The 25,957-nt window shown below is 67.7% G+C and carries 27 protein-coding genes; 17 read left to right on the forward strand and 10 right to left on the reverse strand.

Going from position 1 to position 25,957, the window contains the following annotated elements:
- The 10 genes from AC07U0_RS15725 (at position 1) to AC07U0_RS15770 (ending at position 8,989) form a co-directional block, all read left to right on the forward strand.
- A complete protein-coding gene (locus AC07U0_RS15725) occupies positions 1 to 540 on the forward strand; it encodes a lipocalin family protein (RefSeq protein WP_494720913.1) in 540 nt (179 codons plus the stop codon).
- Positions 541 to 542: 2 nt separating this feature from the next.
- Positions 543 to 1,376 carry a DUF1295 domain-containing protein gene (locus AC07U0_RS15730; RefSeq protein ID WP_494720914.1) on the forward strand — a complete coding sequence of 278 codons (834 nt, stop codon included), beginning with the start codon at positions 543 to 545 and terminating at the stop codon, positions 1,374 to 1,376.
- Positions 1,373 to 2,401: an SAM-dependent methyltransferase gene (locus AC07U0_RS15735; protein ID WP_494720915.1), complete on the forward strand. Its 1,029-nt coding sequence runs from the start codon at positions 1,373 to 1,375 to the stop codon at positions 2,399 to 2,401. Before AC07U0_RS15730 ends, AC07U0_RS15735 begins: the two co-directional genes overlap by 4 nt.
- A gap of 2 nt (positions 2,402 to 2,403) precedes the next feature.
- A complete protein-coding gene (locus AC07U0_RS15740) occupies positions 2,404 to 2,808 on the forward strand; it encodes a DUF2177 family protein (protein ID WP_494720916.1) in 405 nt (134 codons plus the stop codon).
- 87 nt (positions 2,809 to 2,895) lie between these two features.
- On the forward strand, positions 2,896 to 3,450 hold the full coding sequence (locus tag AC07U0_RS15745; RefSeq protein WP_494720917.1) for a sigma-70 family RNA polymerase sigma factor: 555 nt from the start codon (positions 2,896 to 2,898) through the stop codon (positions 3,448 to 3,450).
- Positions 3,447 to 4,172 (forward strand): anti-sigma factor, encoded by a 726-nt coding sequence (locus AC07U0_RS15750; protein ID WP_494720918.1) that lies wholly within the window; start codon positions 3,447 to 3,449, stop codon positions 4,170 to 4,172. Before AC07U0_RS15745 ends, AC07U0_RS15750 begins: the two co-directional genes overlap by 4 nt.
- 195 nt (positions 4,173 to 4,367) lie before the next feature.
- Positions 4,368 to 5,783, forward strand: coding sequence for a glucuronate isomerase (gene uxaC / locus AC07U0_RS15755; protein WP_494720919.1), 1,416 nt, complete (start codon positions 4,368 to 4,370; stop codon positions 5,781 to 5,783).
- Positions 5,780 to 7,243: a mannitol dehydrogenase family protein gene (locus AC07U0_RS15760; protein ID WP_494720920.1), complete on the forward strand. Its 1,464-nt coding sequence runs from the start codon at positions 5,780 to 5,782 to the stop codon at positions 7,241 to 7,243. Before uxaC ends, AC07U0_RS15760 begins: the two co-directional genes overlap by 4 nt.
- Before the next feature lie 3 nt (positions 7,244 to 7,246).
- Positions 7,247 to 8,746, forward strand: coding sequence for a UxaA family hydrolase (locus AC07U0_RS15765; protein ID WP_494720921.1), 1,500 nt, complete (start codon positions 7,247 to 7,249; stop codon positions 8,744 to 8,746).
- A 48-nt stretch (positions 8,747 to 8,794) separates the two neighbouring features.
- Positions 8,795 to 8,989, forward strand: coding sequence for a hypothetical protein (locus AC07U0_RS15770; protein WP_494720922.1), 195 nt, complete (start codon positions 8,795 to 8,797; stop codon positions 8,987 to 8,989).
- 16 nt (positions 8,990 to 9,005) lie between these two features.
- Here the strand turns inward: AC07U0_RS15770 and AC07U0_RS15775 are convergent, their stop codons facing one another.
- The 6 genes from AC07U0_RS15775 to AC07U0_RS15800 form a co-directional block, all read right to left on the reverse strand.
- Positions 9,006 to 10,703 (reverse strand): bifunctional protein-serine/threonine kinase/phosphatase, encoded by a 1,698-nt coding sequence (locus AC07U0_RS15775; protein ID WP_494720923.1) that lies wholly within the window; start codon positions 10,701 to 10,703, stop codon positions 9,006 to 9,008.
- Positions 10,704 to 10,759: 56 nt separating this feature from the next.
- Positions 10,760 to 12,397: a pectate lyase gene (locus AC07U0_RS15780; protein WP_494720924.1), complete on the reverse strand. Its 1,638-nt coding sequence runs from the start codon at positions 12,395 to 12,397 to the stop codon at positions 10,760 to 10,762.
- A gap of 870 nt (positions 12,398 to 13,267) precedes the next feature.
- Positions 13,268 to 13,468 (reverse strand): YegP family protein, encoded by a 201-nt coding sequence (locus AC07U0_RS15785; RefSeq protein ID WP_494720925.1) that lies wholly within the window; start codon positions 13,466 to 13,468, stop codon positions 13,268 to 13,270.
- Between the two features lie 446 nt (positions 13,469 to 13,914).
- The gene (gene cobS / locus AC07U0_RS15790) at positions 13,915 to 14,919 is read right to left on the reverse strand and encodes a cobaltochelatase subunit CobS (protein ID WP_492949607.1); all 1,005 of its coding nucleotides are present in this window, start codon (positions 14,917 to 14,919) and stop codon (positions 13,915 to 13,917) included.
- 10 nt (positions 14,920 to 14,929) lie between these two features.
- Complete coding sequence (locus AC07U0_RS15795; RefSeq protein WP_494720926.1) at positions 14,930 to 16,042, reverse strand: FAD-dependent oxidoreductase; 1,113 nt, start codon at positions 16,040 to 16,042, stop codon at positions 14,930 to 14,932.
- A 10-nt stretch (positions 16,043 to 16,052) separates the two neighbouring features.
- Positions 16,053 to 16,481 (reverse strand): organic hydroperoxide resistance protein, encoded by a 429-nt coding sequence (locus AC07U0_RS15800; RefSeq protein ID WP_494720927.1) that lies wholly within the window; start codon positions 16,479 to 16,481, stop codon positions 16,053 to 16,055.
- 136 nt (positions 16,482 to 16,617) lie between these two features.
- Here AC07U0_RS15800 and AC07U0_RS15805 point away from each other — a divergent pair, with 136 nt between their 5' ends.
- On the forward strand, positions 16,618 to 17,067 hold the full coding sequence (locus AC07U0_RS15805) for a MarR family winged helix-turn-helix transcriptional regulator (protein ID WP_494720928.1): 450 nt from the start codon (positions 16,618 to 16,620) through the stop codon (positions 17,065 to 17,067).
- Between the two features lie 11 nt (positions 17,068 to 17,078).
- Here the strand turns inward: AC07U0_RS15805 and AC07U0_RS15810 are convergent, their stop codons facing one another.
- On the reverse strand, positions 17,079 to 17,750 hold the full coding sequence (locus AC07U0_RS15810) for a J domain-containing protein (RefSeq protein WP_494720929.1): 672 nt from the start codon (positions 17,748 to 17,750) through the stop codon (positions 17,079 to 17,081).
- Positions 17,751 to 17,795: 45 nt separating this feature from the next.
- Here AC07U0_RS15810 and AC07U0_RS15815 point away from each other — a divergent pair, with 45 nt between their 5' ends.
- The 6 genes from AC07U0_RS15815 (at position 17,796) to AC07U0_RS15840 (ending at position 23,555) form a co-directional block, all read left to right on the forward strand.
- A complete protein-coding gene (locus AC07U0_RS15815; protein ID WP_494720996.1) occupies positions 17,796 to 18,113 on the forward strand; it encodes a BolA family protein in 318 nt (105 codons plus the stop codon).
- Positions 18,114 to 18,163: 50 nt separating this feature from the next.
- Entirely contained in the window at positions 18,164 to 19,972 is a 1,809-nt protein-coding gene (locus AC07U0_RS15820; RefSeq protein ID WP_494720930.1) for an ATP-binding protein, read from the forward strand.
- A gap of 95 nt (positions 19,973 to 20,067) precedes the next feature.
- Positions 20,068 to 20,556: an RcnB family protein gene (locus tag AC07U0_RS15825; RefSeq protein ID WP_494720931.1), complete on the forward strand. Its 489-nt coding sequence runs from the start codon at positions 20,068 to 20,070 to the stop codon at positions 20,554 to 20,556.
- A gap of 215 nt (positions 20,557 to 20,771) precedes the next feature.
- Positions 20,772 to 21,197: an RcnB family protein gene (locus tag AC07U0_RS15830; protein ID WP_494720932.1), complete on the forward strand. Its 426-nt coding sequence runs from the start codon at positions 20,772 to 20,774 to the stop codon at positions 21,195 to 21,197.
- Positions 21,198 to 21,422: 225 nt separating this feature from the next.
- Positions 21,423 to 21,761, forward strand: coding sequence for a hypothetical protein (locus AC07U0_RS15835; protein WP_494720933.1), 339 nt, complete (start codon positions 21,423 to 21,425; stop codon positions 21,759 to 21,761).
- A 102-nt stretch (positions 21,762 to 21,863) separates the two neighbouring features.
- On the forward strand, positions 21,864 to 23,555 hold the full coding sequence (locus AC07U0_RS15840; RefSeq protein ID WP_494720934.1) for a cisplatin damage response ATP-dependent DNA ligase: 1,692 nt from the start codon (positions 21,864 to 21,866) through the stop codon (positions 23,553 to 23,555).
- Here AC07U0_RS15840 and AC07U0_RS15845 read toward each other — a convergent pair.
- From AC07U0_RS15845 to AC07U0_RS15855, 3 genes are all read right to left on the reverse strand, one after another.
- A complete protein-coding gene (locus AC07U0_RS15845; RefSeq protein ID WP_494720935.1) occupies positions 23,552 to 24,067 on the reverse strand; it encodes a hypothetical protein in 516 nt (171 codons plus the stop codon). The genes AC07U0_RS15840 and AC07U0_RS15845 overlap by 4 nt on opposite strands.
- 101 nt (positions 24,068 to 24,168) lie before the next feature.
- Positions 24,169 to 25,512, reverse strand: a complete 1,344-nt coding sequence (locus AC07U0_RS15850) for an ATP-binding protein (protein WP_494720936.1) — start codon at positions 25,510 to 25,512, stop codon at positions 24,169 to 24,171.
- Positions 25,509 to 25,955: a hypothetical protein gene (locus AC07U0_RS15855; protein WP_494720937.1), complete on the reverse strand. Its 447-nt coding sequence runs from the start codon at positions 25,953 to 25,955 to the stop codon at positions 25,509 to 25,511. Before AC07U0_RS15855 ends, AC07U0_RS15850 begins: the two co-directional genes overlap by 4 nt.
- Between the last annotated feature and the right edge of the window lie 2 nt (positions 25,956 to 25,957).

The following is a 25,957-nucleotide window of genomic DNA, read 5'->3' on the forward strand; positions in this document are numbered from 1 at the left end:
ATGCTGAAACTCCGCACCGCCGTCATGGCTCTCGCACTGGCCTCCGCGATCCCGGCCCTCGCCATCCCCGCCGTCGCCTCGGCCGAGGCGCCCCAGCCGCGCAGCCATGTCGATCTCGATCGCTTCATGGGCCGCTGGTACGAGATCCTGCGCACCCCGAACGACCACCAGCGCAACTGCTGGGCCGCCAGCCAGGTGTGGTCGCGGCGCGGCGCCGACCGCTTCACCATCGCCCAGACCTGCCATCAGGGCTCGCGCACCGGCCGGACCTCGACGGTCAACACCAGCGCCCGGGTGCTCGACAGCACCACCAACGCCAAGTTCGAGGCCAGCTTCTTTGGCGGCCTGATCCGCCAACGCTACTGGGTCATCGAGGTCGCGCCCGACTACAGCTGGATGATCGCCACCACGGCCGACGGCCAGTTCCCGGCCCTGCTGTCGCGCAGCGCGACGATGTCGGCGGCCGAACAGGCCCGGCTGACCGCGCGGATGGGCCAGCTGGGCCTGCCGACCCGTCAGCTCGAACCCTCGGGCCACTGATCATGGTGATCGCGCTCCTCTTCGCCTTTCACTTCATGGCCGTCGTCATGGTCACGGCCTGGGCGGTGTCGCTGAAGACTGACAACACCGGCTGGATCGACGTCTTCTGGACCTTTGGCACGGGCGTCAGCGGCGTGGTCGTGGCCCTGAGCCCATGGGCTTGGGGGGAGGGGGGCGGAGCGCCCTCTGAACGCCAGATCCTGGTCGCGGCCCTGGTCGCCGTCTGGTCGATCCGGCTGGGCTTCTACATCGCCGTCCGTGTCGCCAGAAGCGCCGAGGACACGCGCTATGTGATGATGAAAGAAGAATGGGGCGGTCGCTTCCAGGCCAATCTGTTCGGCCTCGCCATCGTCCAGGCGCCGGCGACGACCCTGTTGTGCGCCTCCATCGCCGCAGCGGCCTTGCGTCCCGACGCCGGGCTGACGGCGGAGGACCTTGTCGGCGCCGCCATCCTGCTGATCGCCATCCTCGGCGAGGGCCGGGCCGACAGCCAGATGAAGGCCTTCAAGGCCGACAAGGCCAACCACGGCAAGATCATGGACAAGGGCCTGTGGGGCCTGTCGCGCCATCCCAACTATGTCTTCGAATGGCTGGGCTGGGTGGCCTATCCGATCATCGCCATCGACCTGTCGGGCGCATGGCCATTGGGCTGGCTCAGCCTGATCGCCCCCGTCGTCATGTATCTGATCCTGACCCGGCTGACCGGCGTCCCGCCGCTGGAGAAGGCGATGCTCAAGTCCCGGGGCCAGGCCTTCGTCGACTACCAGAACCGCGTCGGGGCCTTCTTCCCCCGACCCGCACGCAAATCCCCGACATCCGCAGGAGCGACCCGGTGAGCCTGATCTCGAACAGCGTCAACAAGCTTCAGGACGCGCCCTTCCCGGATTTCCTCACCCGGCCGGCCATCGCGCTTCTGGTCGCCAATGCCCGCAAGGCGCTGAAGACCCCGCCGGCCGACGCCGAGGCGACCTTCGCGCGCGAAATGGCCGAACGCCCGGTCGCCGAGTTCACCGACGCCGCCAACCAGCAGCACTACGAACTGCCTGCACGCTTCTTCGAGCTGTGCCTCGGCAAGCACCGTAAATACTCCAGCTGCTTCTACGAGAGCGAGGACGCGTCCCTCAGCGAGGCCGAGGCCAGCGCGCTCAGGATCACCTGCGAGCACGCCGACATCCAGGACGGCCAGAGCATTCTTGAACTCGGCTGCGGCTGGGGCTCGCTGTCGCTGTGGATGGCCGAACGCTATCCGAACGCCAACATCACCGCCGTCTCCAACTCGCACAGTCAAAAGGCGTCGATCGACGAGACGGCGCGTCGGCGCGGCCTGACCAATCTCACGATCATAACCGCCGACATGAATGTCTTCGCCATCGACAGGACCTTCGACCGGATCGTCTCGGTGGAAATGTTCGAGCATATGGCCAACTGGCGGGCCCTGCTGGGCAAGGCGCGCGGCTGGCTGAAGCCCGAGGGGCGGATGTTCATCCACGTCTTCAGCCACATCGACGCGCCGTACCGGTTCGAGGTCTCGGATCAGAGCGACTTCATCGCCCAGCATTTCTTCACCGGGGGCGTCATGCCCAGCCACGGCCTGATGCGCCAGTACGGCGACCTGCTGACGGTCGAGGACGAATGGCGCTGGTCGGGGACCCACTATCAGCGCACCGCCGACGGCTGGCTCGACAATTTCGACATGCACGAGGAAGAGATCCGGGGCCTGATGGCGTCGGTCTACGGGGCCGCGAACGCTCCCTTGTGGATGCGCCGCTGGCGCCGGTTCTTCATGGCCACCGCCGGCCTGTTCGGCGACAGCGACGGTCAGGTCTGGGGCGTCAGCCACTACCGGCTGAAGAGGGCCTGAGCATGCTCAAATATCTCGCGGCCTACGGCTGTTCGGCGCTCGTCGTCCTTGTCATGGACGGGGTCTGGCTGACCGTCATGGGCGACAAGCTCTATCGCCCGGTGCTCGGCGACTTCATGGCCAAATCGGTCAATCTGCCGGCCGCCGTCGCCTTCTATTTCATCTATCTGGCCGGGCTGACCTTCCTGGCGACCGTGCCCGCCCTGCGCGAGGGCTCGGTCGTCCGGGCGGTGGTCAACGGCGCCGTCTTCGGCTTCGTCGCCTATGCGACCTATGACCTCACCAACCAGGCGACCCTGACGCGGTGGAGCACCACCATCACCCTGGCCGACATGGCCTGGGGCACGGTGATGAGCCTGATCGCGGCGACCGCCGGCTATTACGGATCGCGCCTTCTGGTGAAGTGATCACACCTCTTTTTGAGGCCCGTCTTGCGGCGGCTGCGAAGCCGTGCGACCGATGCATCGTCTTGAAAGCAGTGTAAAAGCCGACGCATGGACGCCGACCTCAGCCGCCAGGCCCTGAACGCGAACCTCAGGCTGGTGGCCGGTGGGGACAGGGGCGCCCTGCAGGCTGTGTATGACGCCACTTCATCGAAACTATTCGGGGTGGTGCTTCGTATCTTGAACGATCGAAGCGAGGCAGAGGACGTGCTGCAGGAAGTCTACATCTCGGTATGGACCAAGGCGGGCCAGTTCGACGAAAGTCGCGCCAGCCCGATCACCTGGCTGGCCGCCATGGCGCGCAACCGCGCCATCGACCGTCAGCGTCAGGTGGGCCGCCGCGTCAGCCGCCCGATCGAGGACGCCGAGGACATCGCCGACGACCGCGAGTCCGGCCTCGATGCGGTTCTGCGCTCCGAAACCTCCACCCGGCTGGACGGCTGTATCGCCGAGCTGGAGGACCAACAGCAGAAGGCGCTCAAGACCGCCTTCTTCGACGGCCGCACCTATGAGGATGTGGCGACCCTGTTCGGCGTGCCCACCGGCACGATGAAGAGCTGGATCCGCCGCTCCCTGATCAAGCTGAAGGCTTGTCTCGGCGGATGACCGATATTCAACCGACTGTCTCCACCCCCGACCAGGACGCCGCCGAATATGCGCTGGGCGTGACCACGGCCGAACAGCGCCGCGAGGCCGAGCGGCGCATCGCCTCGGACCCGGCCTTCGCCGGTCTGGTCAGCGCCTGGGATGAGCGTTTTGCCCCCCTGATCGACGCCATCCCCGAGAAGACCCCGCCGCGCGTGGTCTGGATGCGGATCGCGGCCCAGCTGGGTCTCGCCCCCGCCAAGCCGGGCGTCTGGAGCAATATCCAGATCTGGCGCGCCGCGACCGCCGTCTTCGGTGTGGCCGCCGCCGCCGCGGTGGTCGTCCTGCTGGCCTATCCGAAGACCGTCGTGATCCCCGCGCCGCCGCAGGCTCCGGCCCAGGACGCCTCCCTGACCTCGGTCGGCCTGCTGAAGGGCGAGGAAGGTCCCGCCAGCTTTGTCGTCACCCTCGACCGGGCCAACCGCCGCCTGACCATCGCTCCGGTCACCGGCGCGAGCCCGAGCGACAAGTCGTTCGAGATGTGGATCCTGCCCAAGGGCCAGAGCCCGATCTCGCTCGGCGTGATGGACGGCAAGGACGTCGTGACCATCGACACCGACAAGCTGATCGGCCCCGACGGGTCGCGCGCCACCCTGGCCGTGTCCGTCGAACCGCTGGGCGGCTCGCCCACCGGCCTGCCGACCGGACCCGTCGTCGCCAGCGGTCAACTGCAGCCCATCTGACGCCGCGAAACTGGCGTTCCGTCCGGCCTTCGCGCAACATGGCGCGACCAATGCGTCATACGCATTTGCCAAAGGAATGCTACCGGTGTCATAGACACCCGACGAACCGTCGAGACCGTCGTCAGACACGGTCCTGCGCCGCGATCACCCCAGGAAGCGCCCGCCAGGGTCCGGCGGCGCAGTAGAGCCGTACCGATGAGCCATCCGCTGAGACTGAACCCCGACCGCCTGTTTCCGGTCGACGCCGACACGCGCGGCCTGGCCCGTCGTCTGTATGCGGAGATCAAGGATCTGCCGATCATCAGCCCGCACGGCCATACGGATCCGTCGTGGTTTGCGCTGAACGAGAATTTCGCCAATCCGGCCGAGCTGCTGATCACGCCCGACCACTACGTCTTCCGCATGCTGCACTCGCAGGGGATGGCGATGGAGGACCTGGGGGTTCCGCGCGCTGACGGCGGCCCGGTCGAGACCGATCCCCGCACCATCTGGCGCCGGTTCGCAGAGAACTATCACCTGTTCCGCGGCACCCCGTCGCGCATGTGGCACGACTGGGTCTACGCCGAGGCCTTCGGCATCGACGTGCGCCTCTCGGCCGAGACGGCGGACCACTATTACGACGTCATCGACGCCGCCCTGAAGACGGACGCCTTCAAACCCCGCGCCCTGTTCGATCGCTACAACATCGAGGTCCTGACCACGACGGAGAGCCCGACGGACACGCTGGAGCACCACAAGACCATCCGCGCCTCGGGCTGGAAGGGGCGCGTCCTGACCGCCTATCGCCCTGACCCGGTGCTGGACCCCGACTACGAAGGCTTCCGCGACAATCTGAAGGTCTTGGCCGAACAGACCGGCTGCGACACCACGACCTGGGCCGGCTATCTCGACAGCCTGCGCGCGCGCCGCGCCTTCTTTGCGGAGATGGGCGCGACCTCGACCGACCACGGCCACCCGACCGCCTTCACCGCCGACCTGTCGAAGGCCGAGGCCGAGGCCCTGTTCCAGAAAGTCTCGACCGGCCCGGTCTCCGCCGCCGACGCCGAACTGTTCCGCGGCCAGATGCTGACCGAGATGGCCGCCATGTCGGTCGAGGACGGACTGGTGATGCAACTGCACCCCGGCTCGTTCCGCAACCACTCGGCGACGGTGTTCAACCGCTTCGGCCGCGACAAGGGCTGCGATATCCCGACGCAGACGGATTACGTGCGCGCGCTCAAGCCGCTGCTGGACCGGTTCGGATCGGACACCCGCCTGACCCTGATCCTGTTCACCCTGGACGAGACTTCGTACAGCCGCGAACTGGCCCCGCTGGCCGGCCACTATCCGGCGCTGAAGCTGGGTCCCAGCTGGTGGTTCCACGACAGCCCCGAGGGCATGCGCCGCTTCCGCGAGCAGACGACCGAGACCGCGGGCTTCTACAATACCGTCGGCTTCAACGACGACACCCGCGCCTTCCTGTCGATCCCGGCGCGTCACGACGTCGCCCGGCGCATGGACTGCGGCTTCCTCGCCAAGCTGGTGGTCGAACACCGGATGGAGGAGGACGAGGCCCACGAGCTGGCCCACGCCCTGACCTATGGTCTGGTCAAGGCGGCCTACAAGCTGTGACACGGCTCTCCGACGCCACGCTGGCGGCGACCCCGGCCGCCAAGCCCGCCTACGACCGTGGTGCCGTGAAGACCGGCGTCGTCCACCTCGGCATCGGCGCCTTTCACCGGGCTCACCAGGCGGTGGTGTTCGACGATGCTCTGGCCGGCGGCGACCTGCGCTGGGGCGTGCTCGGCGCGTCGCTACGGTCGCCCGGCGTGCGCGATCAGCTGAACCCGCAGGACGGCCTCTATACGCTGGTGGTCCGCGACGGCGCCGACGAGCATCTGCGCGTCATCGGGGCCGGGCAGGGGGTTCTGGTCGGACCGGAAGATCCGGCCGCCCTCGTCGCCGCCATGGCGCATCCGGACGTCCACCTCGTCACCCTGACGGTGACCGAGAAGGGTTATCGCCTCGATCCCGCGACCGGCGACCTGATGGTCGAGGACCCGGAAGTCGCCGCCGATCTCGCCGACATCTCCGCGCCCCGCACCGCGCCCGGCTTCGTCGTCGCGGCCCTGCAGGCCCGCAAGGCCGCGGGGCTCAAACCCTTCACCGTCATCTCCTGCGACAACCTTCCCCACAATGGCGCCCGCATCCGCGCCGGGGTGCTGGAGATGGCGCGGCGTATCGATCCTGACCTCGCCGACTGGATCGCCGCCGAGGGCGCCTTCCCCCAGACCATGATCGACCGGATCGTCCCCGCGACCATCCCTGAGGACATTGAAAAGCTTACCGGCCGTCTCGGTGTCGAGGACCAGGGCATGGTCAAGGCCGAGCCCTTTACCCAGTGGGTGATCGAGGACCGGTTCGCCGGGCGGCGGCCGGATTTCGCCGCTCTGGGCGTGCAACTGACCGACGCCGTGGCTCCGTGGGAGGACGCCAAGCTGCGTCTGCTCAACGGCGCCCACTCGGCCGTCTCCTACCTCGGCGCCCTTTCGGGGCATGAGCATGTGCATGAGGCCGTGGCCCAACCCGCCTTCAAGGCTTTCATCGAACGGCTGTGGGACGAGGCGGAGACGACCCTGAATCCGCCGCCGGGCCTCGACATCGCCGCCTATCGGCAAGAGCTGATGGCGCGCTTCTCCAACTCGGCCCTGATGCACCGCACGCGCCAGATCGCCATGGACGGCTCCCAGAAGCTGCCCCAGCGCCTGCTGGCCGGCACTGCCGAACGTCTGGCGGCCGGGCAATCCATCGACGCCCTGGCTCTGGGCATCGCCGCCTGGATGAAATGGCAGTCGGGCGTGACCGAGAGCGGCGAGGCCTTCGTCGTCGATGACCCCCTGGCCGCCAGGACCGCCGAACTGTTGGCCGGCGCCGACACCGACGAGGCCCGCGTCGCGGCCCTGCTGACCCTGTCCGCCGTCTTCCCGCCCGCGCCGGCTGCCGATCCGGCGTTCGTAAAGGCTGTGACGGGCGCCTATCTGTCGCTCAGCACAAGCGGCGCGGTCGAGGCCGCCCGGCTTGTGACGGAGTAAGCCATGTCCCGCGTCCTGATCCTCAATCCCGCCGACGACATCGCCGTCGCGCTGGACGACATCACCGCCGGCGAGACGCCCGAGGGCCTGAACGCGCCCGCCCGCGCGGACATCGCCCAGGGCCACAAGATCGCGCGCCATGCTGTCGCCGAGGGCGGTCTGGTCCGTCGCTATGGTCAGGTCATCGGTCGGGCAAAGTCGGCGATCGAGGCCGGAGACCACGTCCACGTCCACAACCTGGCCATGGCCGATGACGGTCGTGAGGCCGAGGTCGGCGCCGACGTCCATCCGCCGAAGGCTCTGGACGGCGCGACCTTCCAGGGCATCGTGCGCAAGGACGGCCGCGTCGGCACGCGCAACTATATCGGCGTCCTGACCAGCGTGAACTGTTCTGCCACCGTGGCGCGCCGCGTCGCCGACGCCTTCCCCGATTCCAGCCTGCCCAAGGGCGTCGACGGCGTCGTGGCCTTCACCCATCAGGGCGGCTGCGGCGGGTCGTCCCTGTCGACCGATGTCGAACTGCTGCAGCGGACCCTGGCCGGCTATGCCCGTCATCCGAACTTCGCCGCCATCCTGATCGTCGGTCTGGGCTGCGAGGCCAACCAGATCCCCGACTGGCTCAGGAAGTCCGAGCTGGAGACGGGCACCACCCTGCGCGCCATGACCATTCAGGAGGCTGGCGGCACCGCCCGCGCCATCGAGGCCGGGATCGAGATCGTGCGCGAGCTGGTTGATGAGGCCGCCAAGGTCGAGCGTCAGACCGTGTCGGCGTCGCACCTGACCGTCGGCCTGCAATGCGGCGGCTCGGACGGCTGGTCCGGCGTCACCGCCAACCCGGCGCTCGGCGCCGCCGTCGACCTGCTGGTCGCCCACGGCGGCTCGGCCATGCTGTCGGAAACGCCCGAGATCTGGGGCGCCGAACACCTGCTGCTGCGCCGCGCGACCTCTCAGGACGTGGCCGACAAGCTGAACGCCCGTCTGGAATGGTGGCGCGCCTACGCCGACAAGCACGGGATGGAGCTGAACAACAATCCGTCGCCGGGCAATCTCAAGGGCGGTCTGACGACCATTCTGGAGAAGTCGCTGGGCGCCGTGGCCAAGTCGGGCTCGACGCCCCTGACCGACGTCATCGGCTATGCCGAGCCGCTGAAGACGCAGGGCCTGACCTTCATGGACAGCCCCGGCTACGACCCCTGTTCCGCCACCGGCCAGATCGCCTCAGGCGCCAATCTGATCGTCTTCACCACGGGCCGGGGCTCGGTCTTCGGGGCCAAGCCGGCGCCGTCGATCAAGGTCGCCTCCAACGCCAAGCTGGCGTCGTGGATGGATGAGGACATGGACATCGACGCCTCGCCCGTCCTGACCGGGACCCCGATGGCCGAGGTCGGTCGCGAGATCTTCGAACGGATGCTGGCGGTTGCGTCAGGTGAGCCGTCCAAGTCCGAGGCGCTCGGCATCGGCGACAATGAGTTCGTGCCCTGGGCGGTCGGCGCCTATCTGTGACCGAGCGAGGCCGTTGACGCTGTTTCGTATCGGTGATCTTTAACCATCATGACCCAGCGCGCCGCCGTCCTCGCCAGAACGATCCTGACCGTTGCGGTCGGCGCCGCCTTCCTGGCCGGCTGCGGCGGGTATGGCTATCACCGCCATGGCGACGGTCGGTACTATCCGCCGGGCCCGCGGTCGAATTCGGGCCCGTCCTCGCCGCCCGCGCCCCTGCCGCCGCCGCCGCAACCGAGGCTCTAGGCGCTAGCGCCCGTTCCTAGCGTGTCGCCAGCGAGACCAGCAGGGCGATCACCAGCAGAATGCAGACGCCCTGCCAGAACCGCACCGGGTCGCGTTCGATCAGGGACGGCGGCTGGGGCGGGGTCACGGCGACGGCGCTGCCGCTCTCCAGCACATGGATCAGCTCCTCGACGTCGGCGAAGCGGTCGGCCGGATCGACGGCGATGGCGCGCAGCAGGGCGGCCTCCAGCCAGGCGGGCATGTCCGGCCGCAGCTGGGTCGGCGGGATCGGCTTTTCGAACTTCGGCCGCTGCGGCAGCTCGACCTGACCGCGCGGATAGTCCTTGGCGAACAACCGGTAGAGGGTGACGCCCAGCGCATACTGGTCGGTCAGGGCGTCACCGGGATTTCCGTCGAACAGCTCGGGCGCCATGTAGCCGGCCGTGCCCGGGGCCTCGCCTTCGGTGAAGTCCTCGACCTTGGGCAGGCGGGCGACGCCGAGGTCGATCAGCTTCAGGCCGCCATTCTTCTCGAGGATGACATTGTCCGGCTTGATGTCGCGGTGGGCGATGCCCTGACGGTGCAGGGCCGCGACGCCGCGCGACAGGCGGATGGCTTCGCGCACGCCGGGCTGGATATCGAGAGGCCCGTCGTTGGCCAGACGGGCGTGCAGGGTGCGGCCCTCATAGAAGGGCTGAGCGATGTAGAGCCGGCTCTGGCGGCCGGGGTCCAGCGTCAGGGTTTTGCCGACATACGGGCTGTCAATGCGCCGGCCGATGAAGCTCTCGCGCAGGAAGGACAGCCGCGCTCCGTGCTCGCTGAGCAGGGCCGGCTTGGGGAATTTGAGCACGACCGGCGTCGGGTCGGCGCCGTCCTTCGCCAGGAAGACGCGGGTGTATTTGCCGTCCGACAGCAGCCGCTCCAGCCTGAAGCCATCGACATTGTCGCCCGCGTCGGGGGGCGGGAGGATCGGCAGACCCTCGGCCTCGACCCCGATGGCCTCTGAGTCGAGCGGGCCCAGCCGGATGACGTCGATGACGATGGCCGTGGCGTTGTCAGTGGCGCCGTTCAGCGTCGCCTGATCGACGATGCACTGGGCGTCGGCGTCGGGCGAGGCGCGGCGGCCCAGCAGTCGGGTCAGGGTCTCGTCATCGACCACGCCGTGGACGCCGTCGGAGGTCAGGAGGAAGCGGTCATAGGGCTTCAGCGGCACGGGCCGGACGTCCAGCCGGACATCGGCCTCGATGCCGACGGCGCGGTAGAGGACGTGGCTCAGTCCCGGCTGGGACAGGACGTGGTCCTCGGTCAGTTGCGTCAGGACGCCGTCGCGGAAATGCCAGGCCCGGCTGTCGCCGACGTGGAGCACAGTCGCTTCGCGCCCGCGCAGGACGAGGGCGGTGAAGGTGGTCGCCGCCCCCTTCATCTCCGGGTCGGTGCGGCCCTTGGAGTGGAGCCAGCGGTTGAAGCCGAGCAGGGAGGCGACGCCGGCGGCCGCGATCCCGCCCAGCGGGCTCTTGGACAGATAGCCGTCGATGAAGCTGCGGGTCGCCAGTTCGGCGGCGATGCGGCCGCCTTTGGAGCCCGAGACCCCGTCGGCGACGACCGCCACGATGCCGTGCAGCGCCTGTTCCGACGGCGTGCCCAGATGGACGGCGCCGAAGTCCTGGTTGTCCGCGCGCGGCCCCAGGGCGGTGGCGAAACCCGCCGCGATCTCCAGCCTGCCCGACGCGTCCATCGCCCGATCCCCTCAAGGCTCCCATGGGGCGGGAACAGGACGCGTCGTCAAGTCCCTCAGGCTTCCAGCGCCTCGATCAGGTCGCCCATGTTCTTGATGAAGACGGCGGTCGAGATGCCGTCGACGGGGAAGTCAGTGTTGTAGGGCGAGACGTCCCACAGGTCGCCGACACGGGTGGTCTGGTACTCGCCGCCGGTCACCGCCTCGGGCGAGGGGCCGTTGTACGGGTTGGAGGTGGTGGTCAGGGGCGTGATCCAGGCGCCGTTGCCGTCCAGCTTCGACAGGACGGCGGCGATCGCCTCTGGCGCCGGGGCGCGTTCGCGGCGGGCGTCGGTGGACATGTCCCAGACGCTGACGTCGCGCAGGGTGAAGTATTTGGGCAGCTTCAGCGACCCGGCCTTCGCCTTGAGCGGAGAGGCGGCGATCAGGGCCGCCGGATCCATGGCGGCCGCCGCCTCATACTCGCGGCGGATGGCGGCGGTGTCGACGTTCCGGAACGAGCCGTAGTGGACGATCAGATTGTTGGGGTTCGCATCGGCGTAGTAGTGGCCGTTGGCGATGTTGGACCCCTTGCGGTGGATATAGACCGGGGTGTTCGAGCCTTCGAGGATGAAGGTTGGGTGGGTCCGGCCCGGCGCGATCAGGTTCTGGGGTGTCTTGACCTGATCGAGCCAGTTCAGGGCCTCGGGCAGGCGCTCCAGGAATTTCCGGTCGCCCGTCAGCTTGTAGAAGCCGATCATCGAACGGATGTTGGCCGCCGTCGTATGGGTGGCGAAGGCCTGGGGCTCGATGGTGCGGGCCGGGGCGGGCTTCAGGGTGTCAGGGAAATGCTGCAGACCCCAGGCCGGCTGGGGCATGGGCTGCTGGGTCTTCACATAGATGTCCATGCCGCGCTCGATGGCGTCGACCAGACGGGCGTCGTTCGAGCCCAGGGCCTGATGGGCATAGAGCAGGAATTCGAGGTTCTCGCCCGCCACATCGTCGTTGAAGGTGATGTAGGGAGTGTAGTCGGCGTGACCGTGCAGGCCGCCGTTCTCGACGAACGGGAAGCGCTGCGGCCAGCCGCCGTTCGGATACTGGGCGTCGAGGACGAACTGGATCGCCTTGTCGAGCGGGGCGCGATACTTGCGCTCGCGCTTCTCCAGATAGACGCGCAGCAGCAGTTGGGACGCCTCGGCGGTGCCGGCGTCATCGAAGGTGGCGTTGCCGTAATAGCGCTGGAATTCTTCCAGCCGCCAGGCGTTGCCGCCGATTTTCGCATACCAGTCCTTGAGGCTCTCTTCGCCGGCGGTGTCGATACAGTAATTCCAGCCCCCGCGCGGATGCTGGCCGGCGACCAGGGCGTCGGCGGCGGCCTTGGCGGCGGTATAGAACTGCTCGTCGCCGGTGGAGTGATAGGCGTCCAGATAGAGGTGACCCACGGTCGCTGTGCCCGGAGGCTGGACCCAGATCATCGTCGGCTTGGCTTCCAGCTCGCCCCAGCGGCGCGAGAAGTCGGGCAGGACCTGCCAGACATAGCCGCCGCCCACGGCGACCTTGTCGGTCATGAAGGCCGTGGCCTTCTTCATCGCCGCGATCACGGCGGTCCTGTCGGCGGGCGGCGCGGTCTGGACGGTGCGGGCGAGGGCGGGGGTGGCCGAGGCGACCGCGGTCGCGGCGGCGGCGGACAGGAGGGCGCGGCGATTCATCTGCATGACGGTGTTTCCATTTCCCGGGGAGAGCTCTTCGCGGCCCTTCGACGGCGCGGATACAAGCACCGATGACACCGGTTTCCTAGGGGGAATTTTAGGAGAACGGCGGGTGGTCAATACAGGCTTCCCTCTCCCGGCGGGAGAGGGCTTGAGCCTCCGGGAGCGCAGCGATCGGCAAGGCGAAAGGGTGAGGGGCTGGCCTCTGGTGTTGAGGGGCGGCTCACGCCGACTGACACGCCAACCCCTCATCCGACCCGGCTCCGCCGGGCCACCTTCTCCCGCCGGGAGAAGGGCGTGATTTACCGCCCTCACGCGCCATCGCGCTGAAGCTGTCGGGGGCCCATTCCAGTGGAGGCTGGGCGGAGCGACGGGCCTTCGCCCGGGACCGATAGGGTATGTGTGTTTCGGCAAAGACAAATCGCTCCGCACGGACGGTTTTCGACTGCGCCGAGGGCCTGGCTTCGCTCTTAACGAACGCCCCGTCTGCGCGCCGTGGGCGGCGGAGGCGACGACCTCCTGCCGGACCGGTACGGGTACTCCTCCCCGCCCCTGAGCCTTCCGGACTTTCACCGGCTCGACTTCGCGTCCCCGTTCGTCTTTCGACGTCCAGGTCGCGCCCACTCCCTCCGTTCCCGCCGCCGCTTCGGATCGCCGGCCGAGCGAGCCCCCTGACGACAGGACCCGAGCATTATAGGCGGGTTTTGGGGCGTGCTTAGCTGAATGGGGCGGGGAGGGCGGAAACCCGGGAAATCGTTGGGATTGGGGAGGGGGATTGTGATGGCTGGAGGGATTGGGCTCGCTTTGACGTCCTTTAAAGCATCAAGTCGGAGCTGAGGGGCAGCGGCCAACGCGGTTGCGTTGGCCGCCACGCCGTTAGGCTGCCTGCTGCTCATAAACCGTGGAGTTGTACGAGGCCTTCATGATGTCCACGCCGCGTTGGCAGTCCGCTTTCGCGACATAGCTTTCGCTGCTGACGCTGATGGCCTTGCCGTTGGACGCATAATAGGTCCAGCGCCAGTAACCGGCAGAGTCTTTGAACATGTAGTAGCAGGGGTAGGTCAGGCCATTGGCCATTTGGGTCGCTCCTATCGAGCAGGGCGACTCAGGCTTGACACTGGACCGGGGGAGACTACATCGTCCCCCTTGCGAATTGGGCCAGTCCTTGCCGCCCAAGTCAGTTGGATGGCAAGCGCCTAACTCTGGAAGCCGTTGGGTTGCACCCCGACGGCTTCTTTCGTTTCAGCGTCGCTGATTCGTATCCCCGATTCCGCAGGCACGCGCAATAGCACTCGCCCTGATCGAGTGCTTAACAAAAGCTTAAAAACCACACATTCTGGTGGTTTGATGCGGGGTGGCCTACTAGATATGGTGTAAGATCGTACGATTCTCGCCCAGCATCAAGTTGGCAATGTATTGAAATTCATTGTGAATTTCATGATGCACGCTTTGTCCACAGCTCCGTCCACAGGGGTGTGCACATGCGCCAAAAATTCTTATGGATCAAAGCGAGAAAGGGTCTCTCAGCCCACCTTCACCCGCGTCGCCGCCTCGGGCAGATCCTCCCCGAACGCCCGCTGATAGAACTCGGCGATCGTCGGGCGTTCCAGCTCGTCGCACTTGTTCAGGAAGGTCAGGCGGAAGGCCAGGCCCACGTCGTTGCCGAAGATGATGGCGTTCTGGGCCCAGGTGATGACGGTGCGGGGCGACATCACGGTGGAGATGTCGCCGTTCATGAAGGCGTTGCGGGTCATGTCGGCGACGCGGACCATGGCGGCGATGCGGCGCAGGCCGTCGGCGTCCGACCATTCGGGCACCTTGGCGGCGACGATGCCGGCTTCGACGTCATGCTCGAGGTAGTTCAGGGTGGTGACGATGTTCCAGCGGTCCATCTGGCCCTGATTGATCTGCTGGGTGCCGTGATACAGGCCCGAGGTGTCGCCCAGACCGATGGTGTTGGTGGTCGAGAACAGGCGGAACCAGCGGTTCGGACGAATGACGCGGTTCTGGTCCAGCAGGGTCAGGCGACCCTGCGCCTCCAGCACGCGCTGGATCACGAACATCACGTCCGGACGGCCGGCGTCATATTCGTCGAACACCAGGGCAATCGGGCGCTGCAGAGCCCAGGGAAGCATGCCCTCGCGGAATTCGGTGATCTGCTTGCCGTCCTTCAGGACGATGGCGTCCTTGCCGACCAGATCGATCCGCGAGACGTGGCTATCGAGGTTCACGCGAACCAGCGGCCAGTTCAGCCGGGCGGCGACCTGTTCGATGTGGGTCGACTTGCCGGTGCCGTGATAGCCCTGAACCATGACCCGACGGTCGAAGGCGAAGCCGGCGCAGATGGCGAGCGTCGTCTGCGGGTCGAAGCGATAGGCCGGATCGACCTCGGGCACATGGCTGTCGACCGTGTCGAACATCGGCACGACCATGTCGGAATCGACGCCGAAGGCTTCGCGCACGGTCACCTTGCGGTGCGGTTCGAACGTCAGGAGGGGATCGGGGGTCGCGTCGAGGAGGGAGGCCATAATCCTGCGATTAGCGCACGGCTGTCGGGTGGTCGAGACCCAGACCGCGCTTAAGCGCCATATCGACGAGACCGGGAATGGAGGCGGCGATCGGCGGGGCGATCCGCTTGGCGAAACGGGCGCCGGCCGACTGGTCGGTGACGAAGCCGGTCAGGCCGTGGGAGGTCTTCACCCATGCCGAATCGACGGCGTGACGCAGTCGGGAATAGTCGGCGATGCGGGAAAGGTCGCCCTGCAAGGCGTCCACCGCGCAGGCGGCGAAGACGAAGGCGTCCTCGATGCCCAGGTTCATGCCGCGTCCGCCGATGGGCGAATGGATATGGGCCGCGTCCCCGGCCAGGGCGACCCGGCCGACGGCCATGGTCGGGACCATCCGGTGCGAGACCCTGAACTCCGAGGCCCAGCGCACCTCCCCGGCCGACCAGCTCGCGGGCAGGCGAGGCAGCAGGGGTTCCCCGAATCCGATCAGCCGGAAGGTCCCGCTGGAAAAGGGCAGGGCGATGATCGGGCCGCTGCGCTGAAAGTCGATCCGCGCCTCGTCCGCCGGCGCGCCGGCGATGTCGACGTCCATCAGATGCCAGGGCAGGTCCGACGCGTCGCCGGGGAAATCGAGGCCCAGGGCGTGACGCACGGCCGAATGGGCCCCGTCGGCGCCCAGCAGCAAGGCGGCGGTGACCGTCTCGCCGGTCGACAGGACGGCGGTCACGGCGTCGTCGGTCTGGCTCAGGCCGGTCAGGCCCGCGCCGCGTTCCGGACGCACGCCGAGGTCCGCCAGCGCCTCGGCCAACAGCCGTTCCGTCTCGGCCTGGGGCAGGATGGTCATGGGCCGACCCGGGGCGACCCGGTCCCAGTCGGGACGGATCGTGGCGCTGACCCGGCCTTCGTGAGCGACGCGGATCGTGCTGATCCTCTGGCCCTCGGCGCGGATGCGGTCGGCGACCCCCGTCGCCTGAAGCAGTTCGAGGGTGCGCGGATTGACGGCCAGGGCCTTGGAGGTGGTGGTAGGCGCGGGCGCCGCGTCGACGATCCGCACGGCGACGCCCGCCCGCGTCAGGAACAGCGCCGCCGCCAGTCCCGTGGGACCGGCGCCGACGATCAGGACCTGCGGGTCGGGCGCGCTCATACGCTGGAGGTTATTCCGCGCTCAGGTCCACGTCCACATTGCCGCGCGTGGCGTTGGAATAGGGGCAAACCTGGTGGGCGGCGGCGATCAGGCCGTCGATGGTCGCCTTGTCGAGGCCGTGGTCGGTGACCTTGATGGCGATGTCGAGGTTGAAGCCTTCGCCGCGGGTGTTCGGACCGATGCCGACCGTGGTGTGGATCTTGGTGTCCGGACCGACCGGCGTGCCCGCCTTGCCCGAGACCAGACGCAGGGCGCCCATATAGCAGGCGGCGTAACCGGCCGCGAACAACTGCTCGGGGTTGGTGCCCGCGCCGCCCTTGCCGCCCATCTCGGCGGGCAGGGACAGCAGGACGTCAATCTTGCCGTCGTCGGTGGTCGAGCGGCCTTCGTCGCGGCCGCCGCCGGTGGAGGTGGCGTGAGCCTTGTACAGAATGTTCATCGGGGAACTCCTTTCTGGGCCGTCGCGCCGGCGAGTTGTTTATCGCGATAAACATCCTCTAGGCCTGCCGTTTCGCCGAGTCCAGTGAAAAGTTTGCGACGCAATCCATTATTGTGATAAATGATCGGACATGGAAATGCTGTCCCCCGCTTCGATGTCCCTCGACGACCATCTGTGCTTCGCCCTCTATTCCGCCTCCATGGCGGTGACGCGGCTCTACAAGCCCATGCTGGACGAACTGGGCATCACCTATCCCCAGTATCTGGTGCTGAACGCGCTCAAGGATGCGGGTGCGGGCGAGGACGCCTTTCTCACGGTCGGCGGCCTGGCCTCGCGGCTGGCGCTGGAGCCCTCGACCATCACGCCCCTGGTCAAGCGGCTGGAGGCGGCGGGTCTGGTCACCCGCACGCGCAGCCTCAAGGACGAACGCGAGGTTCAGGTGCGGCTGGCGGAGACGGGCCGGGAGGTCATCGCCCGCTCGACCTGCCTCGCCGAGGCCCTGCTGGCCAAGTCGGACATGGCCGTCAGCGAGCTCGGCCAGCTGCGTGATCTGGTGCGCGAGTTCCGGACGAAGGTGGCGGCCTAGGCCGCCATTCTTCAGGCGGCGAGGCCCGCCTTCTTCAGCGTCTTGTAGGCCTTGATCACGCGAACCAGCTTGGCCTCGGCCCCGCGGTCGCCGCCGTTGTGGTCGGGGTGGCAGCGCTTGAGCAGGGCGTGATAGGCGGCCTTGATCTCTTCCTTGGTCGCGCCGGGCTCCAGGTCCAGGTCGCGCAGGGCGCCGCCCTCGATCTTGCCGACGCGGTGGACCGGTTCGGCAGGCGCGGGCGCGTGTTCGCCACGACGACCGAACAGGCCGTAGCTGTCGCGCCACGAGCCCTCGCCGGTATTGTTGGCCGTGCCCATCTTGGCCGCGAAGGTCGCGGCCTCGCGCGAGTTTTTGGAGGCCTTCATGTCCCAGGTCGGACGCCCGCCGGTCATGGCCTCGTTTTCCTTGGCCGCCCGGATCTGGGCCTCATTCATGCCGGCGTAGAAATTCCAGGCCTTGTTGTACTCGGCCGCGTGGGGCTGGCAGAAATTATAGAAGTCGTTCAGCCGCTCGCGCGATTTCGGCGCACGCGCCGTCGCCGCCTTGGAGCAGTCGGGGTGGTCGCACGGCTTCTCGCCGGGCTTCAGACGCAGGACATCCTGTTCCGCCTCAGCCTCTCCGGGCTTCGACGGCTTGATCCGCATGTCCTTGAAACGGGGTTTGTATTCGAATGACGCAGCCATTGTCCCAAGTGTAGGGTGGATTTGGACCTCATCAAGGACACATCGATGCCGGACGGCCCTATAGCGACGATTATCCGGGAAAAATTGGTTTCAGCCCTGTCGCCGACCCTTCTGGAGCTCGAAGACGACAGCTGGCGGCACGCCGGTCACCATCATGAAGGCGGAATGGACGCCAAACCGGGCGGTGAGAGCCATTTCAACCTGACGGTTGTATCCGAATCCTTTGAGGGACAGGGGCGAGTCGCGCGTCAGCGCACCATCAACGCCCTGCTGGCCGAGGAACTGGCGGGGCCGGTTCACGCGCTTTCCATCCGTGCGCTGACGCCTTCCGAATCTGAAAACAAAACGTTCACTTCGTCTTAGACACTTATACGTAGCGTGTGCCCGGGCGGTTCAGTTTTCCGGGAATATCAATGGTCGGATCCGAGGGTATCGGCAAAGGGCTTGGCGGGGGTGCGGGTGACGCAGCCCAGGCCCTGACCGCCATCCTGCAGACCCAGTATCTGCGTTACCTCATCATCGCCAGCTGGGCCGTGGGCCTGCTGGGGACGATCGGCTGGCGCACGGCGCTGACCTGGTTTGTGGTCACCCTGACCGCCGGCGCCATCCGTGGCGCCTTCGAAAAGCGTATGGCCGACAAGGTCGGGGCGGGCTGGGGCTTTGTCTTCCCGGCGGTCGCCACCGTCACCACCGGCGCCTGGGCCTCGGCCCCGCTGCTGGCCTGGTTCTCGGGCGAGCCCTTCGGCCAGGCCCTGGCCGTCGCCCTGCTGATTTCCGGCTATGTCCTGGTGTTCGCCCAGCTGCGCGGCGCCCCGCGTCAGGCCATTGTCATCTCCTCGCCCTACGGCGTCGCCGGCCTGGTCATCCTGGCCAGCCTGTGGGGCGGCCCGCTGTTCTGGCCCTTCCTCAGCGTCCTGCCGTTCACCGCCGCGGGCATGTTCGTCCTGGTGACCATGAACATGCTGCGCGAAGAGCGCATCCGCGCATTCCAGGAGCATCAGGCCCATCTGATCGAGGAGCTCGAGGGCGCCCGCGACAAGGCCGACGCGGCCAACAACGCCAAGTCCAGCTTCCTCGGCGTCATCTCGCACGAGCTGCGCACCCCGATGAACGGCGTGCTCGGCGCCGCCCAGCTGCTCAGCGCCACCCGGCTTGAGACGACCCAGCGCGACTATCTGTCGATCATCCGCAACTCGGGCGACAACCTCCTGAGCCTGCTCAACGACATCCTCGATATGACCAAGATCGAGGCCGGCAAGATGACGTTCGAGACCGTCGACGTCTCGCTGGACGACCTGCACCGCCGCGTCACCGGCCCCTTCATGGCCCAGGCCGAGGCCAAGGGCATCGACTTCGTGGCCCACTTCGAGGGCGAGACCCCGTCAATCGTGCGCGGCGACCCGCTGCGCGTCTGCCAGGTGATCCAGAATCTGCTGTCCAACGCGGTGAAGTTCACCGAGCGAGGCGCCATCAACTACACCATCCGCTCGACCCGTCTGTCGGACCGTCGCGTGGCCTTCGACTTCGCTATCACCGATTCCGGCGCGGGCATCAGCCCCGAGGATCTGGCGCGGCTGTTCCAGCCCTTCACCCAGGTGGACGCCTCCTCGACCCGCCGCTTCGGCGGCACGGGCCTGGGCCTGACCATCGCCCGGCGCATGGCCAACATCATGGGCGGCGACATCACCGTGGAATCGACCGTGGGCGAGGGCTCGACCTTCACCTTCTCGGTCCAGGCCGAGGTGGTCGAATGGAGTCCGGTCGAGGCCGCCGTGGCCATCGACGCCGAGATTGACGAGGGCCAGGCCCTGAACGTGCTGGTGGTCGAGGATCACCCGGTCAACCGCATGATCCTGGAAGCCTGGCTCGGCTCGGCCGGCCACACCACCGCCTCGGCGGAGAACGGCCAGATCGCCGTGGACATGGCCGCCGACCAGGCGTTCGACCTGATCATCATGGACGTCAACATGCCGGTGATGGATGGCCTCAGCGCCACCCGCCTGATCCGCGAAGCCGGCGCCAACGCCGAGACCCCGATCGCCGTCCTGTCGGCCTCGGCCCGCAGCGAGGATCATGCCGCGGGTCTGGACGCCGGCGCCGACGCCTATCTGAACAAGCCCATCGATTTCGCCGCCCTGGCGGTTCTGATGAACAGGGTCGGCGGCGGCCGGTCGGCAGTGCGCGCCGGCAGCGAACAGGGCGAAACCGCGGCGGCGGCCTGAACCTAACCTTACCAGAGGTGTTCAGACCCGGCTCAAGGGCCGGTGACTAGTCTGAGGGCAGGTCGAAGGTTCGGCTGTCCAAGGATCTCGTCACCATGAAGAAATTTATCACCACCGCCGTCGCCGCCGCCATCGCGGCCGGTTCGCTGGGTCTGGCCTCGGCCGCCGGCGCCCAGTCGTACGGCCGCCCCGATCATCGTCAGGAACAGCGCCAAGACCACCGCGACGATCGTCGCGATGACCGCCGGGACGCTCGGGACGACCGCCGTGACGATCGCCGGGATGCCCGGGATGACCGTCGCGACTATCGTCAGGACCAGCGCGCCTATGCCCGCTATCAACGCGCCGAGCGCCGCTACAACGCCGGTCGCTGGCAGCAACCGCGCGGCACCCGCTATCAGGTCTATGGCTACGGCCAGCGCCTGCCGAGTTCGTACAACGCCTATGTCGTCAACGACTACAACCGTTACGGCCTGCGGGCCCCGCCGCGCGGCTACCACTATGTCCGCAACGGCAATGACGTGGTCCTGGCCGCCGTCGCCGGGGGTCTGATCACCGCCGTGATCGCGGGCCTGTTCAACTAGGGCCTGGCGCCTGAACGTTCGAAGCGCCCCGGAGGGAAACCTCCGGTGCGCTTTCGTATGCTCCGGTGTGTCGCTCTGTGTCCGGGTTTGTCCGTCCGGAAACAGAGGGGCGGATGTTCGGTCCTGCGCTGAACCGGGAAAAACGACGGCCTCAGGAACGGCTCAGGTGGCGGGGCCTAGGGTCTGTTCATGGCTCTGGAACAAAGGAGATCGCCATGAACAAGAAGATCGTCACCGCCGCGCTCGCCGCCGTCATCGCGAGCACCAGCTTCGGGGTCGCCTCGGCTGCCCCGGCGCAACACCGCGGCCCCGCGCCGCACGCCCAACCAGCCCGTCCGGCCCCGCCCGCCGTTCGACCGGCTCCGGCGCCGCAGTCCTACGGCCGCTGGCAACAGGCGCAACGCCGCTACTCGGCGCCGCGCTATGTCGCCCCGCGCGGCTATCAGGCCCGGGCCTGGAGCTACGGCCAGCGGATGCCCGCCCAGTACCGGACGCGCTCCTATGTCGTGACCGACTACGGCCACTACGGCCTGCGCGCCCCGCCGCGTGGCTACCAGTACGTCCGCAGCGGCAATGACGTGGTCCTGACCGCCGTCACGACCGGCCTGATCACCGCCGTCATCGCCGGCCTGTTCAACTGATGAGGTCGAAAGCCGCCCGGTCCTTCCCGCGAGGGGAGGGCCGGGATGGCGGTTGTTCGGGGGCAATATCCTGAAGTTTTACATCATTTTACAACGCCTATAACTTTGGTGGGATAAAAGCCTGGCTGTCGACGCGCCGGGATGGGCTGCGGATTGCGCGACCAACTCACTATTCAGTTCCCGCAATACTGTGTCAGGACAGATATGCGTCGTAAGGCTTTTCAAATGCCGGAGATTCCTCCGGGCGTCGTCTTTTCCGCCGTGGTCGTCGTCATTGCGGGCCTGGTGCTGATGCTGTTCAGCTCCGGTTGGCCCCAGGCCTTGATGGCGCGGATGTCGGGCGGCGGTGAGGATGCGGCGATCGAGGCGCGGCTCGTCGTCCTGCGCGAGGGCCGTACGCCGCCGGTGCAAGCCTTGTCCCATGCCGACGCCCTGATCGCCTGTTCCGAGGCCCAGGATTTCGCCGTCCGCATCGCCCAGAGGGACAATGTCGAGGACTCCGTTCTGGCGACGCGGGAGATGCGGCGCGTCTGCCAGCCCTATTTCGACTCGGCCGCGCAATAGCCGCCGACCGGTTCATTGGCAGACGCTTGATCCGAAACGATTAGGGGCCAGAGTCGTTGGCTTCGGGTCGCGCCTGGCGACCTTGTCTGGACGTCACGCCTCTTGCGCGCCTTCGCCGAGCTTCTGGATCGCCTGTCCCTGACCTCTTCGCGCAATGCGAAGCTGGTTCTGCTGCGCGACTATCTGAAGGCGACGCCCGATCCGGACCGGGGCTGGGCCCTGGCGGCCCTGACCGGCGACCTGAGCTTCGATGCGGCCAAGCCGGCGATGATCCGGCGGGCGGTGGAGGCGCGGGTGGATTCCGTGCTGTTCGGCTGGTCCTACGACTATGTCGGCGACCTGGCCGAGACCGTCGCCCTGATCTGGCCCGGCGATCCCGACCGGCGGCCCAACCGCGAGCCCGAGCTGTCCGAGGTGATCGAGGCCTTGAAGGCGGCGAAGCGGGGCGAGGTTCAGGGGCTGATCGAGGGTTGGCTCGATGCCCTGGCGCCCAAGGGCCGCTGGGCCCTGCTGAAACTGGTCACCGGGGGTCTGCGCGTCGGCATGTCGGCGCGGCTGGCCAAGACGGCGGCGGCGATGATCCGGCCGGCCTCTGTGACCGAGCCGCCGGAGCCGGGCGGCGGCGAAACCGTCACGGCGCTGGACCCCGTCGACGCCTCGGACATCGAGGAGGTCTGGCACGCGGTCGAACCGCCCTATGCCGACCTGTTCGCCTGGCTGGAGGGCCGGGGAGAGCGGCCCAGCCCCGACGCGCCCGGACGCTTCCGCCCGGTCATGCTGGCCGTCGCCATCGACGAGGCGGTGGATTTTCCGAAGCTCGATCCCGCCGACTATGCCGCCGAATGGAAATGGGACGGCATCCGGGTGCAGGCGGTGCGCGAACAGGGCGTGGCCAAACTCTATTCCCGTACGGGCGACGAGATCTCGGGCGCCTTTCCCGACGTCATGGCCGGCCTGACCTTCGAGGGGGCAATCGATGGCGAACTGCTGGTGTGGAGGGACGGGGAGGTGGCGCCCTTCGGCGACCTGCAGCAGCGGCTGAACCGCAAGACGGTCGATGCGAAGCTGATGGCGGCGCACCCGGCGGCGGTGGTCGCCTATGACCTGCTGGCCGAGAACGGCGAGGATTTGCGCGGTCTTCCCTTGCGCGAACGCCGTGCGCGGCTGGAGGCCCTGATCGCCGGACATGAAGGCGACCGGCTGCACCTGTCGCCGGTGGTCGACTACGACAGCTGGGAGAGCCTCGGCGTGCTGCGCGCCGATCCTCCGGTCGGGGCGGCGGCCGAGGGGCTGATGCTGAAACGCTGGGACAGCGCCTATGTCGCCGGCCGCCCGAAGGGGCCGTGGTTCAAGTGGAAGCGCGACCCGCACACCATCGACGCCGTGATGATGTACGCCCAGCGCGGGCACGGAAAGCGCTCCAGCTTCTATTCCGACTTCACCTTCGGCGTCTGGACCGAAGAGGGGGCGCTGACCCCGGTCGGCAAGGCCTATTTCGGCTTCACCGACGAGGAGCTGAAACTGCTCGACAAGTTCGTGCGCGACCACACCATCGAACGCTTCGGCCCGGTGCGGTCGGTGCGGGCCGAGCGGGATTTCGGCCTGGTGCTGGAGATCGCCTTCGAGGGGCTGAACCGCTCGCCGCGGCACAAGTCGGGCGTGGCCATGCGCTTTCCGCGGATCAGCCGTATCCGCTGGGACAAGCCCGCGCGCGAGGCCGACACCCTGACCTCGGTCATGGATCTGCTTGACGCCATCGAGAGCGGCGGCGGCCGGGTGGCGAAAGTCGCCTAGTAGCGCGCGTTCAGCCGGCCTTCGACGATATTGTCCGCGAACCGGTCATAGGCGCGGTCGGCTTCTTCCCAGGTGTTGAAGCCGAAGACGTCGGCGATACTGGACGTATAGCGCGAATAGCTGACCGGCAGACGCTGGCCGTCGGCGGTGATGATCTCGCCCTCGATGGCGACGCCGCCGATGGAGACGCTGTGGAACATCGACAGGCCGGGCTTGTCGATGGTCTGCTGTACGGTCGGATGGTTGGGCTTGAGGTCGGTCATGACCAGATTGATCCGGGCGCCCGGATAGGCGCCGCTGCGGGCCAGGGCGCGGCTGACGGTTTCCGCCAGCGCCTCGCGCTGTTCGGTGACGTCGCGCTCGCCCAGCTTGGGCGCATCCTTGATGAGGTCGCCGCCGATGGTGACCGTGACCTCGGGGGCGGGGGCCTGAAGGGCGGCCGGTTCGGCGTGAGCCAGAGACGCGGCTGCCGTGATGGCGGCGAGAGGGGCGAAGAAGGCGAACCTGCGCATGACGAACTCCTGATCCTGTCGACCAACCCTGTCGGAAGACAAGATGATCCTTGCGGCCGCGCTTCGCCAGAGGCCGCGCCGAAAAGTGATCGGGCCCGCCCCTATCCCGGCAGCCGGATCAGGGCCTGAAGTCCGCCCATGTCGCTGCGCGCCAGGGTGATGTCGCCGCCGTGGCCGCGCGCCACGTCGCGGGCGATGGCCAGACCCAGACCCACGCCCTTGGAGTTCTGGTTGCGGCTCTCGTCGAGGCGGGAGAACGGGGTGAAGGCCTCGTCGTACATGTCCTCGGGAATGCCCGGGCCGTCGTCGTCAACCGCGATCTCCAGACCGCCCGAAGGCAGGGCCCGCGCCGTCAGTCGTACATGCTCGCCGTGCGAGGCCGCATTGCCCGCCAGATTGTTGATCGCCCGGCGGAAGGCGATGGGGCGCAGCGCCGCCGTCAGGCCGTTGGGCGCTGAAACCTGAACCTCGGCCCCGGCGCGGCGGGCGTCATCGCCGGCGGCCCTCAGCATGGCGCCGACATCGACCGTCTGGGCCGCTTCCCCGGCTTCGCCACGCGCGAAGGCCAGGTATTCGTCGATCATGTGCTCCATCTCGTCGATGTCGCCCTTCATGTCGTCGGCGCGCTTGAACGGCGGGGCCAGGGCCAGCTCCAGCCGCAGCCGGGTCAGGGGCGTGCGCAGGTCGTGGCTGACCGAGGCCAGCAGGGCCGTGCGCTGGTCGATGTGGCGCTGGATCCGGTCGCGCATGGCCATGAAGGCGGTCGCGGCCTGACGCACCTCGCGCGCGCCGTGCGGCTTGAACCGGGGCTGGATCTCGCCACGCCCGAAGGCCTCCGCCGCCTCGGCCAGCCGCTCGATGGCCCGGACCTGATTGCGGATGAACAGAATGGCCACCGACATCAGCAGAACCGTCGCCAGCATCAGCCACAGGACGAAGATATGGGCCTGGGTCGCCACCGCCCGCTCGCGCGGGGCGATGATCCGGAGGACGCCGTTGGGCTCCTGCACCTGGATGTCGACATAGGCGGGGTAGCGGGTCGTATCGAACCAGAAGGGCTGGTCCAGCCGGGCGTTCAGCGCCTTCTCCAGCGTCCGGTCGACAATGCCGATGGCGCCGCGCCGTTGCTCGGTCGGCAGGGTCTCGTCCTCGATCAGGGCGACCGAGAGCTGCATCGACTTCTGGGCGCGTTCGGTGATGACGGCCAGGTTCTGCGGCGTCGGCTCGTCGCGATAGCTTTCCGATGCCCAGGCGATGTCCCCCGCCAGCCCGTCGGACAGCCTTGCGGTGACCCGCTGCCAGTGGGCGTCGAAGAAGGCCCAGGTCACCGCCCCCTGCATGATCAGGATCGGGGCCACGATGATCAGCAGCGACCGTCCCCAGAGCGACGACGGCACCCGGCGCTTCAGAAAGCGCCCCCAGACGGCGAGGGGGGTGAACCTCATGAGGCGGGGCAGGGCTGGGCGGGACCCTGTTCGAGATAGAGGCGCCAGGCGCGATACCCGTCGGCGGACAGATGGGCAAAGCAGGCGCGGGCGGCGGCCTCGCGGGCGGCATTCCACCGATCGTCGGGCGCGCCATAGGTGACGACAGTGCGGGCCGTGCTCTGGGCCATGAGCCGCGTCCAGTCCGCCTCCATCGCCCGCCAGGCGACGGGGTCGAGCTGGGACCAGCGGCTGCACACCGAGGACGCGAGGTGTCCCTCCTGGATCAGGACGGCCTTCACCCAGGCATTGCTTCGGCCTTGCTGCCCCTCGACCGTCGGGTCGCAGGGATCGGCGATGACCTGATCAGGGGAGGCGGGTTCCCACCGCGGTTCCGCGATCGGCGTCTGGATCGCAAGGCCCAGCGCCGAAACGCCCGTCAGGATGAGGGTCAGCGCCACCATCG

The sequence above is a fragment of the Brevundimonas sp. GW821-FHT02A10 genome, assembly GCF_059422025.1.

What these genes read in the sequence shown, in the direction of transcription:
- AC07U0_RS15740 (WP_494720916.1), top strand. Translation starts at nt 2,404, where the DNA reads ATGCTCAAATATCTCGCGGCCTACGGCTGTTCGGCGCTCGTCGTCCTT.
- AC07U0_RS15730 (WP_494720914.1), top strand. Translation starts at nt 543, where the DNA reads ATGGTGATCGCGCTCCTCTTCGCCTTTCACTTCATGGCCGTCGTCATG.
- AC07U0_RS15805 (WP_494720928.1), top strand. Translation starts at nt 16,618, where the DNA reads ATGCTGTCCCCCGCTTCGATGTCCCTCGACGACCATCTGTGCTTCGCC.
- AC07U0_RS15855 (WP_494720937.1), bottom strand. Translation starts at nt 25,955, where the DNA reads ATGGTGGCGCTGACCCTCATCCTGACGGGCGTTTCGGCGCTGGGCCTT.
- AC07U0_RS15820 (WP_494720930.1), top strand. Translation starts at nt 18,164, where the DNA reads ATGGTCGGATCCGAGGGTATCGGCAAAGGGCTTGGCGGGGGTGCGGGT.
- AC07U0_RS15815 (WP_494720996.1), top strand. Translation starts at nt 17,796, where the DNA reads ATGCCGGACGGCCCTATAGCGACGATTATCCGGGAAAAATTGGTTTCA.
- AC07U0_RS15750 (WP_494720918.1), top strand. Translation starts at nt 3,447, where the DNA reads ATGACCGATATTCAACCGACTGTCTCCACCCCCGACCAGGACGCCGCC.
- AC07U0_RS15780 (WP_494720924.1), bottom strand. Translation starts at nt 12,397, where the DNA reads ATGCAGATGAATCGCCGCGCCCTCCTGTCCGCCGCCGCCGCGACCGCG.
- AC07U0_RS15745 (WP_494720917.1), top strand. Translation starts at nt 2,896, where the DNA reads ATGGACGCCGACCTCAGCCGCCAGGCCCTGAACGCGAACCTCAGGCTG.
- AC07U0_RS15835 (WP_494720933.1), top strand. Translation starts at nt 21,423, where the DNA reads ATGCCGGAGATTCCTCCGGGCGTCGTCTTTTCCGCCGTGGTCGTCGTC.
- AC07U0_RS15800 (WP_494720927.1), bottom strand. Translation starts at nt 16,481, where the DNA reads ATGAACATTCTGTACAAGGCTCACGCCACCTCCACCGGCGGCGGCCGC.
- AC07U0_RS15775 (WP_494720923.1), bottom strand. Translation starts at nt 10,703, where the DNA reads ATGGACGCGTCGGGCAGGCTGGAGATCGCGGCGGGTTTCGCCACCGCC.
- cobS (WP_492949607.1), bottom strand. Translation starts at nt 14,919, where the DNA reads ATGGCCTCCCTCCTCGACGCGACCCCCGATCCCCTCCTGACGTTCGAA.
- AC07U0_RS15795 (WP_494720926.1), bottom strand. Translation starts at nt 16,042, where the DNA reads ATGAGCGCGCCCGACCCGCAGGTCCTGATCGTCGGCGCCGGTCCCACG.
- AC07U0_RS15785 (WP_494720925.1), bottom strand. Translation starts at nt 13,468, where the DNA reads ATGGCCAATGGCCTGACCTACCCCTGCTACTACATGTTCAAAGACTCT.
- AC07U0_RS15725 (WP_494720913.1), top strand. Translation starts at nt 1, where the DNA reads ATGCTGAAACTCCGCACCGCCGTCATGGCTCTCGCACTGGCCTCCGCG.
- AC07U0_RS15845 (WP_494720935.1), bottom strand. Translation starts at nt 24,067, where the DNA reads ATGCGCAGGTTCGCCTTCTTCGCCCCTCTCGCCGCCATCACGGCAGCC.
- uxaC (WP_494720919.1), top strand. Translation starts at nt 4,368, where the DNA reads ATGAGCCATCCGCTGAGACTGAACCCCGACCGCCTGTTTCCGGTCGAC.
- AC07U0_RS15825 (WP_494720931.1), top strand. Translation starts at nt 20,068, where the DNA reads ATGAAGAAATTTATCACCACCGCCGTCGCCGCCGCCATCGCGGCCGGT.
- AC07U0_RS15765 (WP_494720921.1), top strand. Translation starts at nt 7,247, where the DNA reads ATGTCCCGCGTCCTGATCCTCAATCCCGCCGACGACATCGCCGTCGCG.
- AC07U0_RS15810 (WP_494720929.1), bottom strand. Translation starts at nt 17,750, where the DNA reads ATGGCTGCGTCATTCGAATACAAACCCCGTTTCAAGGACATGCGGATC.
- AC07U0_RS15770 (WP_494720922.1), top strand. Translation starts at nt 8,795, where the DNA reads ATGACCCAGCGCGCCGCCGTCCTCGCCAGAACGATCCTGACCGTTGCG.
- AC07U0_RS15850 (WP_494720936.1), bottom strand. Translation starts at nt 25,512, where the DNA reads ATGAGGTTCACCCCCCTCGCCGTCTGGGGGCGCTTTCTGAAGCGCCGG.
- AC07U0_RS15830 (WP_494720932.1), top strand. Translation starts at nt 20,772, where the DNA reads ATGAACAAGAAGATCGTCACCGCCGCGCTCGCCGCCGTCATCGCGAGC.